Annotated in this window: 11 protein-coding genes; 6 read left to right on the top strand and 5 right to left on the bottom strand. The window is 65.5% G+C overall.

From position 1 onward, the window contains the following. Positions 1 to 168: 168 nt before the first annotated feature. From AWB78_RS02190 to AWB78_RS02175, 4 genes are all read right to left on the bottom strand, one after another. Positions 169 to 1,404, bottom strand: coding sequence for a multifunctional CCA addition/repair protein (locus tag AWB78_RS02190; protein ID WP_062601706.1), 1,236 nt, complete (start codon positions 1,402 to 1,404; stop codon positions 169 to 171). Then, positions 1,401 to 2,024, bottom strand: coding sequence for a glutathione S-transferase family protein (locus AWB78_RS02185; protein WP_062601703.1), 624 nt, complete (start codon positions 2,022 to 2,024; stop codon positions 1,401 to 1,403). Before AWB78_RS02185 ends, AWB78_RS02190 begins: the two co-directional genes overlap by 4 nt. Positions 2,025 to 2,042: 18 nt before the next feature. Then, positions 2,043 to 2,999, bottom strand: a complete 957-nt coding sequence (locus AWB78_RS02180) for a complex I NDUFA9 subunit family protein (protein ID WP_062601701.1) — start codon at positions 2,997 to 2,999, stop codon at positions 2,043 to 2,045. Between the two features lie 126 nt (positions 3,000 to 3,125). Beyond that, positions 3,126 to 5,093, bottom strand: a complete 1,968-nt coding sequence (locus AWB78_RS02175; protein ID WP_062601699.1) for a lytic transglycosylase domain-containing protein — start codon at positions 5,091 to 5,093, stop codon at positions 3,126 to 3,128. Between the two features lie 19 nt (positions 5,094 to 5,112). On the opposite strand from AWB78_RS02175, the gene AWB78_RS02170 reads away from it, so the two are divergent. Next, on the top strand, positions 5,113 to 5,742 hold the full coding sequence (locus tag AWB78_RS02170) for a 5-formyltetrahydrofolate cyclo-ligase (RefSeq protein WP_062601697.1): 630 nt from the start codon (positions 5,113 to 5,115) through the stop codon (positions 5,740 to 5,742). Here AWB78_RS02170 and AWB78_RS02165 read toward each other — a convergent pair. Next, entirely contained in the window at positions 5,739 to 6,251 is a 513-nt protein-coding gene (locus AWB78_RS02165) for a winged helix DNA-binding protein (protein WP_062601694.1), read from the bottom strand. The two genes, AWB78_RS02170 and AWB78_RS02165, sit on opposite strands and share 4 nt — an antisense overlap. 184 nt (positions 6,252 to 6,435) lie before the next feature. Here AWB78_RS02165 and pxpB point away from each other — a divergent pair, with 184 nt between their 5' ends. The 5 genes from pxpB to AWB78_RS02140 all read left to right on the top strand — a co-directional run bounded on the left by pxpB (position 6,436) and on the right by AWB78_RS02140 (position 10,744). Next, positions 6,436 to 7,092 (top strand): 5-oxoprolinase subunit PxpB, encoded by a 657-nt coding sequence (gene pxpB, locus AWB78_RS02160; RefSeq protein WP_062601692.1) that lies wholly within the window; start codon positions 6,436 to 6,438, stop codon positions 7,090 to 7,092. Further along, positions 7,089 to 8,129 (top strand): 5-oxoprolinase subunit C family protein, encoded by a 1,041-nt coding sequence (locus AWB78_RS02155; RefSeq protein ID WP_062601689.1) that lies wholly within the window; start codon positions 7,089 to 7,091, stop codon positions 8,127 to 8,129. The genes pxpB and AWB78_RS02155 overlap by 4 nt, the downstream gene beginning before the upstream one ends. Before the next feature lie 68 nt (positions 8,130 to 8,197). After that, positions 8,198 to 8,947: a 5-oxoprolinase subunit PxpA gene (gene pxpA / locus AWB78_RS02150; protein ID WP_062601686.1), complete on the top strand. Its 750-nt coding sequence runs from the start codon at positions 8,198 to 8,200 to the stop codon at positions 8,945 to 8,947. Between the two features lie 124 nt (positions 8,948 to 9,071). Next, positions 9,072 to 9,791, top strand: coding sequence for a DUF969 domain-containing protein (locus AWB78_RS02145; RefSeq protein WP_062601683.1), 720 nt, complete (start codon positions 9,072 to 9,074; stop codon positions 9,789 to 9,791). Continuing rightward, on the top strand, positions 9,788 to 10,744 hold the full coding sequence (locus AWB78_RS02140) for a DUF979 domain-containing protein (protein WP_062601679.1): 957 nt from the start codon (positions 9,788 to 9,790) through the stop codon (positions 10,742 to 10,744). The genes AWB78_RS02145 and AWB78_RS02140 overlap by 4 nt, the downstream gene beginning before the upstream one ends. Positions 10,745 to 10,895 lie beyond the last annotated feature (151 nt).

Genomic DNA, 10,895 nt, shown 5'->3' with positions numbered 1-10,895 from the left:
CTTCTGTGCCGGGGCCGGCATGAAGTACTTTGGATGGGGATAGCTGTTTCTTTGGTTACTTTCTTTGCAGCAGCAAAGAAAGTGACTGCCGCCCCGCACAGGGGCAGTGCAAATAGACCGACGCGAAAACAGGATTCCACGAAAGCCCACGCCAACCCCAACAGCCCTTCACCCCCCCAACGCCTCCTTAACAGCCCCAACCCGCGCCTCATGCACGGCGTCCTTGATCCTCGAAGGCTGATCGGCATAAAGCTGCGCGACAGCGCCGGCATCGACCGCCCGAGCGGCGACGAGCGCCTCCCGCAGCCGCTCCGCCTGCGGATAAGCCTGCTGCTCCAACCCGAGCCTCCCCCGCGCATCGGCGAGACAAGCCTGCAGCGCTTCGGCAAACCGCGCCGGCTTGCGCAACGCGTCGGATCGTTCGAAGAGACGCACGAGCGCCGCCGCGCCCATCTCCATCACGCGATGAATATTGCCGTGCTCGCGCGCGACGAGCATCGCCAGATCGCGGCATTCGTTCGGCACGCGCAAACGCTCGCACAGCGGCCGCAACAGATCGACACTGCGCCCCTCATGGCCGATATGACGCGGCAGCACATCCTCAGGCGTCGTCGCCTTGCCGAGATCGTGCGTCAGCGCGGCGAAGCGCACCGGCAGCGCGAATCCCTGCGACGCGGCATAGTCCAGCACCATCATCACGTGCACGCCGGTGTCCACCTCCGGGTGATAGTCGGCGCGTTGCGGCACGCCCCATAGCGCATCCACCTCGGGAAGAATCCGCACGAGCGCGCCGCAGCCGCGCAGCACCTCGAACATGCGCGACGGCTTCTTTTCCATCAGCCCGCGCGACACTTCCTGCCACACACGCTCGGGCACGAGCGCATCGACTTCGCCCGCCGCGACCATCTTCTTCATCAACTCGGCGGTTTCCGGCGCGACATCGAAATCGGCGAAACGCGCCGCGAAGCGCGCAAGGCGCAGAATCCGCACCGGATCTTCGATGAACGCCTCGCCCACATGCCGGAACAGCCGGTTCTTCAAATCGCTTCGACCATCGAACGGATCAATCACCGGGCCGGTCAGCTCGCCCGCCGGCGTCACCTCGCGCGCCATCGCGTTGATCGTCAGATCGCGCCGCGCAAGATCTTCCTCCAGCGTCACGTCGGGCGAATAGTAGAACTGGAAGCCGTGATAGCCCGCCGCCGTCTTGCGCTCGGTGCGCGCAAGCGCGTATTCCTCGTGCGTCTCGGGATGCAGAAACACCGGGAAGTCTTTCCCGACCGGCCGATAACCCTGCGCCACCATCTGCTCGGGCGTCGCGCCCACCACGACATAATCGCGATCCATCACCGGCACGCCGAGCAGCGCGTCGCGGATCGCACCGCCCACAGCGTAAATATTCATCGCGCTTCCTCGCGCGCGCTGTCGATCCACGCCGCGACCGCGGGCAGCGCCGTGATGCGCTTCGCATAGTCGAGCGATGTCGCGCTCAGCGTCGGCGCGTAGGAATTGAAGCGCATGACGACCGGCGCGAACATCGCGTCCGCGATGCCGAACGCCGCGCCGAACAGGAAAGGCCCGCCGGACTTCGCGAGACACGCCGCCCAGATCGCCTCGATCCGCGCGATGTTCGCGAGCGCTTCCGGCGTCGCGCCGCGGCCCGGCGCGTGCGTCGTGATTTCCATCGGCATGTTCTGGCGCAGGTCCGCGAAGCCCGCGTGCATCTCCGCGCTGACGCTGCGGGCGCGCGCGCGTGCGGCGGCGTCGCTCGGCCACATCGCGTGCTCGGGATGCATCTCGGCGATCGTTTCCATGATCGCGAGCGATTCCCACACGGCCTCGCCCGCATCGGTGACGAGGCACGGCACCTTGCCGGACGGTGAGACTTCGAGAAGCTTCGATTTCGTGTCGGGCTGGCCGAGGCGGATCAGCGTCTCCTCGAACGGGATGCCGAAATGCCTGAGCAGCACCCACGGACGCATCGACCAGGAAGAATTGGACTTGTCACCGATAACGAGTTTCATGCGATCAGAAAAAGAAGATTAACGATGCGCGGTTGCGCGAAAAGCGTTGAAGCGCGAGCGCGGCGCGTTGCCCGACAGATAGAGCGGCGCGATGGCCTCGATGCTCGCCGGCTCGTCGATGCCGAGCTCCGGCGCGAGCGGCCCGCTCGCGATGCTCGGCGTCTTCATCGAATCGAGATTGTCGCGCGAGATCACGGGCTGGCCGGGCGCCATTTCCATCGTCATCGCCTGCAGGCGGCCGAGGCTCTCCGGCAGCTTGATGATGCGCGAATGCTTGCCGATGGTCGCGCCCGCGAAGCGCACGAGTTCCGCGAGCGTGTAGACGCCCGGGCCCGCGAGCTCGTAGACCTGGCGGTTCGCGGCATCGAGATCGAGCACGTTGACAATCGCCTTCGCCACGTCGCCGACGAACACCGGCTGGAACTGCGCATCGGCGCACGCGAGCGGAATCACCGGGAACAGGCGCTCCAGAAACGCAAACTGGTTGAGCAGATTGTCCTCGGGACCGAACACCACGGAACTGCGGAAGATGGTCCAGTCGAGTCCCGATTCCCTGATGATCTTCTCGCCGTCGCCCTTCGAGCGCAGATACATGCTCGGACCTCCGGGGTCCGCGCCGATCGCGCTCATGTGCAACAGCCGCCGCACGCCCTTCGCCTCGCACGCGGCGGCGATCTTGTGCGGCAGCTCGACATGCGCCTTCGCGAATTCCGGCCCATAAGGTTCGTCGCGCCGCCCTTGAAGGACACCGACGAGATTGATCACCGCATCGGTCTGATCGATGAACGCGGCGAGCTGCACGGGATCGTGGACATCGGTTTCGATGACGTCGATGGGCAACAGCGTGAGATGCGCGGCATTGATGCGCCGCCGCGTCGCCACGCGCACCTTCTTGCCGAGATCGACGAGCGCATTGACGAGATGGCTGCCGATGAAACCCGAACCGCCGATCAGTGCTACATGTTGGTGTCGCATGGTTCGCCTCTTGGGTCGCGGCCTGACGGGATGCGGCTTCAGTTCAGAACGGCGGTGCCGGAAATGAAAACGCCCGCGCGTCCTGTCGTTCGACGCGCGGGCGTGAGTGTTCGCTTCGGGACGGCGTCAGGGTGCGATATAGCCCAGACGCGCCTTCAACGACTGCGGACGGCCTTCGAACAGTGCAGCGTAGTAGACGGTGTTCGACAGCACGTTCTTCACGTAATCGCGAGTCTCGGTGAACGGGATCGTTTCAGCAAAAACCGCGCCCTCCACGGGTGCGCGCAAGTCCTGACGCCACTGGCGCGGCCGGCCCGGACCGGCGTTGTAGCCGGCGGTGGCGAGCACGGGCGAGTTGTCGAATTGATTGTAGATCATCGACAGGTAATTCGTGCCGAGCAGAATGTTCGTGTTGATATCGTTCATCTGCGCGCGCGATACCGGCCCGAGCCCGATCTTCTTCGCGACGAGTTGCGCCGTGCCCGGCATCAGCTGCATCAGCCCGCCCGCGCCCACTTCCGAGCGCGCGTTGATGATGAAGCGCGACTCCTGGCGGATGAGGCCGTACGCCCATTCGATATCGAGCCCGGTGTTCTGCGCATCGCGTTCGACGATATCGCGGAACGGCGACAGATACCGCAGCGAGAAATCGTGCTCGACGCGGGTCTTGTCGGCGGTGTTGACGGTGCGGTCGAACAGCTCGATGCGCTTCGCGTACTGCGCGGCGGCGAGCAACTGGCGATCCGTCATCGTGCGCAGCGGCCAGTTCCATTCGCGATTGCCTTCGAGGCGCATGTTCAGCGCGTAGAAGCGCTGCGACAGCGCGAAGCCCGGCACCGACTGCATCTGCGTGATCTCGGCATCCGACACGGCCGTGCGCGGCGGCACGTCGATCTTCTGGCCGAGCTCTTCGAGCGCGAGCTGGCCGTAAAAGTTGTATTGATCCGCGATGCTCTGGAACTCCTGATTCGCTGTGGCCGCGTCGCCGGCCTGCTTCACGGCGCGCGCGTGCCAGTAGACCCACGACGGCTGCGCGCGCAGCGTGGGCGGCATCTGTTCGATCGACCAGCGCACCATGTTCCAGTCGCCGACGAGCAGCGCGCTGCGCGTGCGCCATTCGTACGCCGGGTTCGACAATTGCGCGTTCGCCGACAGCCGATACCAGTCTGCCGCCGACGGCATGCGCTTGACCGCCGCCTGATAGCCGATGGTGCCCCAGCCGGTCGCGCGCTCGGTGGGCGTGAGGCTCGGCGCGACGGAACTGAACGTGGCAGCGGCCATGGCCGGGTCGTTGCGGGCCATGCGGGTGATCGCGAGCAGCGTCAGCTGATGCGCCGGCGTATTGGGCATCACGCCGCGCGCGAGATAGAGCGGCGGCTTGTTGACGGCGTCGTCGAACAGCGTGTCTTTCGGCTTTTGCTGGCCGAGCGCCTCGACGATGCTCGCGCCGGTGGTCGTGTAGTTCTGCTCGTAGGCGAGACGGAGCTGCTGCCAGATGTCATCGCTCGTGAACTGGCCCGACTCCGCGAGCGCGCCGATCAGGTCGACGCAGCCGTCGCCGTACCATTTCGGCTCGACGAGCAGCGCGCGCGCCGCTTCGGCGACGTTCTCGCCGCGCGACAGGCGCGCTTCGAGCGCATAGCACTTGACCTGCGTGTCGTCGTTGAGAACGAAACGGGAGTATTGCTGCTCGAAGTTCTTCCAGTCGTGACGGCCGCCGAGCACGACGAGATAGTCGTTGCGCATGCGATCGGCGATTGCCTGGCCGTCGTAGCGCTGCAGGAACGAGAGCACCGGCGCGTCGGGCGCGTCGATGCGCGCGTGGCCTTGCGAATCGAAGAGCTGCGGCTTGATCGTGAAGTATTCGATATAGCTCGGCGCCGGATAGTCCGGAATCTGCGCGGCGAGCGCGGCGGCTTTGCCGGCATCGTTCGCGCGCGCGGCATCGCGCAACTGCATGAAGATGCGGTCGTCTGGCGTGGGCGAATAATCGGCGTCGGGACGGACGGCGGAAGCCGTTCCACAGGCGACGAGCGTCACTGCGGCAAGGGCTGTGCCGACCGCGAGATATACTCGGTTGAGGCGTTTTGACATCTTTTTTTCTGGAGCGCGAATGGTCTTGAACCAAGTCCTGAGATCGGAGGAAAGCATAGCACGCGACGTTTGCGATCAACCCAACATCGAGCCCAAAAGCGCCTTGCGCGCAACGCTTCTCGCGACCCGCGAGGCGCAAAGCGAGCAAGCCGGCCAGGCCGCGAAGAACGCGGCGCTTGCCACGCGCATCGAGGCGGTGCTCGCGCAGCACGACGCGCGGTGCGTCGGCCTGTACTGGCCGGTCGCGGGCGAGTTCGACGCCCGCGAGGTGATGACGCGCTGGCTCGCCGCCGACACTACGCGCGGCGCGGCGCTGCCGATCGTCGTCACGCCGCACGCGCCAATGGTCTTTCACGCATGGAGCGCGAACGCGCCGATGAAGCTCGGCCGCTACCGCATTCCCGTGCCTGAGGAGGAAAGAGTCGTGGTGCCTGACCTGTTGCTGATTCCGTGCGTCGGCTTCGATGCGGACCGGTATCGCCTGGGCTACGGCGGCGGCTATTTCGATCGCACGCTCGCCGCGTGGCCGGACGGCGAACGGCCGGTCAAGATCGGCATCGCGTACGAATCGGGCAAGTGCGGCAGGCTGCCGCGCGAGACGCACGACATGCCGCTCGACGCGGTCGTCACCGAAACGTCTATTTACTAGAGCGAGGCTGCCGCGCGCGCGGCGGTATCGTAGAGACCGGACGCATTGCGCATCAGTTGCGCGGCCTCGCCGATCTGCTCGTTGGTCAGGCCGCTTTCGCGCAGCGTCTCGATGAGGCACGCCTCGCGCACCTCGCGATACCTGCCGCACAACTCGCGCCCCGTCGGGGTCGCTGAAAAGAACACTTCCTTGCCCGTCTTCTCGCTTTGCACATAGCCGCGAGCGACGAGTTTCTTGAGTGCATACGTGGCGACGTGCGTGTCCTCGATGTTCAGCACGAAGCAGATGTCGGCGAGCTTCTTCTTGCGGTCGCGATGGCTCACGTGATGCAGCAGCGACACTTCCACCGCCGTCATGTCCTTCGCGCCGGCCGCGGACATGCAGCGCACCATCCAGCGATTGAACGCGTTTCCCGCCATGATGAGGCCGTACTCGAATTCCGACAGTTCGGCGCTGGCTTCGGAAACGAGATGCTCGGACGAGACAATCTTGGTGGGATGACGCGGCATGGCTTTGACCGATGTGAAGTGCGTTGGAGTGTAGCGCAACGTCATTTTGGCGAGCGACGGCGCGTCTCGGCGAAAACGTGAATTGATAAATTCTTGATAATTTATTGACAATGTAACATTCTGCGACGGGCACAATCATCATCGGAACCATGAATTTCGCGCCCCGCAAAAGGCAATCAGACGCATGACAAGACCACGCATTCATCCGCTCGGCGACACCGCTCTCGTGCTCGACGCCGCGCCGCCCGCCACGCTCGACTGCCAGCGCCGCATCTGGGCGCTGGCCGAGCACGCGCGCCTCATGCAGCACGTCGTCGAGGTGGTGCCGGGCATGAACAATCTGACGATCGTGTTCGATCCGCTCGAAGCGGACTACGAAACGCTCGCCGCGCAACTGGAAGGCGGCTGGGACGCCGCCGCGCAGACCATCGACGCCGATACCGCCGAAATCGAGATTCCGGTGCGCTACGGCGGCGACGGCGGCCCCGATCTCGCCGCGCTCGCGCAACACACGGGCCTTTCCGTCGATGAAGTGGTGAAACGCCATACGGAAGCCGAATACGTCGTGTTCTTTCTCGGCTTTCAGCCGGGCTTCGCGTATCTCGGCGGACTCGATCCCGCGCTCGCGATGCCGCGCCGTTCGGAGCCGCGCCTCGAAGTGCCGGCGGGATCGGTCGGGATCGGCGGAGCGCAGACGGGCATTTATCCGGCGGCCTCGCCCGGTGGCTGGCAGTTGCTCGGGCGCACCGAGCTGAAACTCTTCGATCCGGCCAGGAATCCGCCAACGCTCATGCAGCCCGGCGACCGCGTGCGCTTCAAGGCGCTGGAGGTGCGCGCATGATCGACGTGATTCGCGCGGGCGTGCTCACCTCCGTGCAGGACCTCGGACGCCGCGGCTACCGACACCTCGGCGTGAGCGCCGGTGGCGCGCTCGATGCGCTGTCGCTCGAAATCGGCAATCGCATCGTCGGGAACAGGCCGGACGCGGCGGGCATCGAGATTACGTTCGGGCCGACGGTGCTGCGCTTCAAGCACGCGACGCGCGTCGCCATCACTGGCACGGACTTCGGCGCGACGCTCGACGACGAGCCGGTCTATTCGTGGTGGAGCCTGCCGGTGCGCGCGGGCCAGGAGTTGACCTTGCGTGCGGCCAAGCGCGGCATGCGCGGCTATGTGTGCATCGCGGGCGGCATCGACGTCCTGCCGATGCTCGGCTCGCGCTCGACCGATCTCGCCGCGTGCTTCGGCGGACTCGGCGGGCGCGCGCTGCGCGACGGCGACCGCTTGCCCGTCGGCGTGCCGCAGCCGCACAAGGGCATCGCGTTTTCGCCGGAAGAACCCGCGTTCGGCGTGAAGGCGCCCGCGTGGTGCAAGTTCGTGCTCGTCGACGAACCCGTGCGGCGCGGCCGTCACTCGCCGGGCCTCGCGTGGGCGGTCCCGCTCCGCGTGCTGCGCGGCCCGGAATACGCGAACTTCAGCGATGCCGCACACGACAGCTTCTGGAACGAGGAATGGACGATCACGCCGAACAGCAACCGCATGGGCTTTCGCCTCGCGGGCACGGCGCTCGAGCGTCGCGAAAAGATCGAACTGCTGTCGCACGCGGTGCTGCCCGGCACGGTCCAGGTGCCGCCGAACGGCCAGCCGATCGTCCTGATGGGCGACGCGCAGACGACCGGCGGCTATCCGAAGATCGGCTCGGTCATCAAGGCGGATCTGTGGAAGCTCGCGCAGGTGAGGCTGAACGGGGGCGTGCGCTTCATCGAGACGTCGGTGGAAGAGGCGCGCCGTGCGCTCGCCGAGGAGCGGCAGTACGTGAGCCAGGTTGAAACCGCCATCGCGATGCACGAGGAACGCATCGGCCGCGCGGGCTCCTGAATGAACAGCCGCGCGACAGACGCGGCGCATCACACTCAACATCCTTTGTGACGAAAGCAAAAGACATCATGGAAATCGATCTCAATGCCGATCTCGGCGAAGGCTGCGGCTCCGACGAAGCACTGCTCGATCTCGTGAGTTCCGCGAACATCGCGTGCGGCTGGCACGCGGGCGGCGCCACCGCGATGCGCGATTGCGTGCGCTGGGCCGTCGAAAAGGGCGTCGCCATCGGCGCGCATCCGAGCTTCAACGATCCCGAGAACTTCGGCCGCAGGGAAATGGACCTGCCGCCGGAGGAAATCTACGCGGGCGTGCTGTATCAACTCGGCGCGCTTTCGGCGATCGCGCAGGCGGAAGGCGGGCACATCGCGCACGTGAAGCCGCATGGCGCGCTGTACAACCAGGCGGCACGGAGCACGGAAATCGCCGACGCGATCGTCTCCGCCGTGCACGACTTCGATCCGTCGCTGCTCGTATTCGGGCTGGCGAACAGCGGGCTCGTCGAAGCGGCGCGCCGCGCGGGCCTGATCGCGATCGAGGAAGTGTTCGCGGACCGCGGTTATCGCGCGGACGGCTCGCTCGTGCCGCGCAAGGAGCCGGGCGCGTTGCTCGACGACGAAAACGTCGTGCTCGACCGCACGCTCGCGATGGTGCGCGAGCAGCGCGTGCGGGCGGTGTCGGGCGAATGGGTGCCGCTCAACGCGCAGACGATCTGCCTGCATGGCGACGGCGCGCATGCGCTGGAGTTCGCGCGTCGCATTCGCGGCGCGCTCGCCGATGCGGGCATCGAAGTCCGCGCGGCGCACGCGGCCGCCTGACGCGCTCATCGAAGGATTGAACGCCCCGCGCCGCCGGGGCGTTTTAGCAAGCGGCCGTCAGAGCCGCATGTGGTGAATCACGCGCCCAATACGAGGCGCGATGTCTATATCGTTTGGAGATCTCATGGCAACCCCAGTCAATTTATGGCCGCTCATCGGCGTGGCCGTCATCATCGTAGGCTTCGTGCTGCGCTTCAATCCGATGCTGATCGTCGCGGCGGCGGCGATCATCACGGGCTTCGCGGCGCACTTTCCCGTCGAGAAAATGCTGACTGCCATCGGCAGCGGCTTTCTCAAGACGCGCAACATTCCGCTCATCATCCTGCTGCCGCTCGCGGTGATCGGCCTGCTCGAACGGCACGGCCTGCGCGAACGCGCACAGATGTGGATTTCGAGCATCAAGGCCGCGACGGCCGGGCGTCTCCTGATCGTCTATCTGTTCGTGCGCGAGATCACGGCGGCGGTCGGCCTGACGGGCCTCGGCGGCCATCCGCAGATGGTGCGCCCGCTGCTCGCACCGATGGCCGAAGGCGCGACCGAAGCACGTTACGGCAAGTTGTCCGACGCGACGCGCTTCAAGCTGCGCGCGTATTCCGCCGCGACCGACAACGTCGGCCTGTTCTTCGGCGAGGACATTTTCGTGGCCTTCGGCGCGATCGTGCTGATGGTCACCTTCCTGAAGGAAGCGGGCATCGTCGTGGAACCGATGCACGTCGCCGTGTGGGGCATTCCCACCGCGATCTGCGCGTTCCTGATTCACGGCTTCCGTCTGTGGCTGCTCGATCGCAAGCTCGCGCGCGAGCTCGACGCGCTCACGCGCAACGTCGCGGGAGAGAAGGCATGACGTTCACCATCAACTATCTCTTCTATCTCGTCGGCATCGTGCTCGTGGTCGTCGCGGGCATGATCCTCACGGACAAGTCGCATCCGCGGCGTCTCTCCGCGGGCGGCTTCTGGCTGATCTACGCGCTCATCTTTCTCGTCGGCGACTGGCTGCCGGTGACGGTGGTCGGCGTGCTCGTCGTGGCGATGGCGCTGATCGCGGGTCTCGGCGGCGTCACCGGTGCGAAGCCGAAGATGCTCTCCGAAGAGACGCGCCGCCAGAGCGCCGTGCGGCTCGGCAACAAGCTGTTCGTGCCCGCGCTGACGATTCCCGTCGTCACCGTGATTCTCACGCTCGGCGCGAAGTATCTCGTGTTCGGCGGCGTGCCGCTGATCGAGCTGAAGAACGTGACGCTGATCGGCTTCGGCATCGGCTGCGTGATCGCGCTGGCCATCGCGTGCGTGATGACGCGCGACACCGTGGGCCAGTCGATGCGCGAGACGCGCCGCCTCATCGACGCGCTCTCGTGGGCCGCCGTGCTGCCGCAGATGCTCGGCATGCTCGGGCTGGTGTTCTCGGATGCGGGCGTCGGCAAGGCGGTCGCGCATGTGACGACGGCTTACGTGAACATGGATTACCGGATCGTCGCGGTTGCGGTGTACGTGGTCGGCATGGCGCTCTTCACGATGGTGATGGGCAACGGCTTCGCCGCGTTCCCGGTGATGACGGGCGGCGTCGGCGTGCCGATTCTCGTCGGCGTGTTCCACGGCAATCCCGCGACGATGGCCGCGATCGGCATGTTCTCCGGCTACTGCGGCACGCTGATGACGCCAATGGCCGCGAATTTCAATATCGTGCCGGCAGCGTTGCTGGAGTTGCCGGACAAGAACGCGGTGATTAAGGTTCAGGTGCCGACCGCGCTCACGCTTTTGATTGCGAATATTTTTCTGCTGAATTGGCTGATGTTTATTTGAGCCTCAGCGCGTGAGCGGCAATCGCTGCCGTCTCACGCGCCGATTTTCCGGCGGCACCTCTTTCCCCTCGATTCTCTTCTCTTCCCTTCCGCGTTTCAATCGACGTTCGTTCGTCAAGACAGCTAATCTCGGTTTTCATCAGCTATTAGGC

The organism is Caballeronia calidae, assembly GCF_900044055.2.
Classification (GTDB): Bacteria; Pseudomonadota; Gammaproteobacteria; order Burkholderiales; family Burkholderiaceae; genus Caballeronia; species Caballeronia calidae.
Note: the sequence above shows the minus strand (reverse complement) of the source record. Positions and strands in the feature narration are given on the sequence as shown.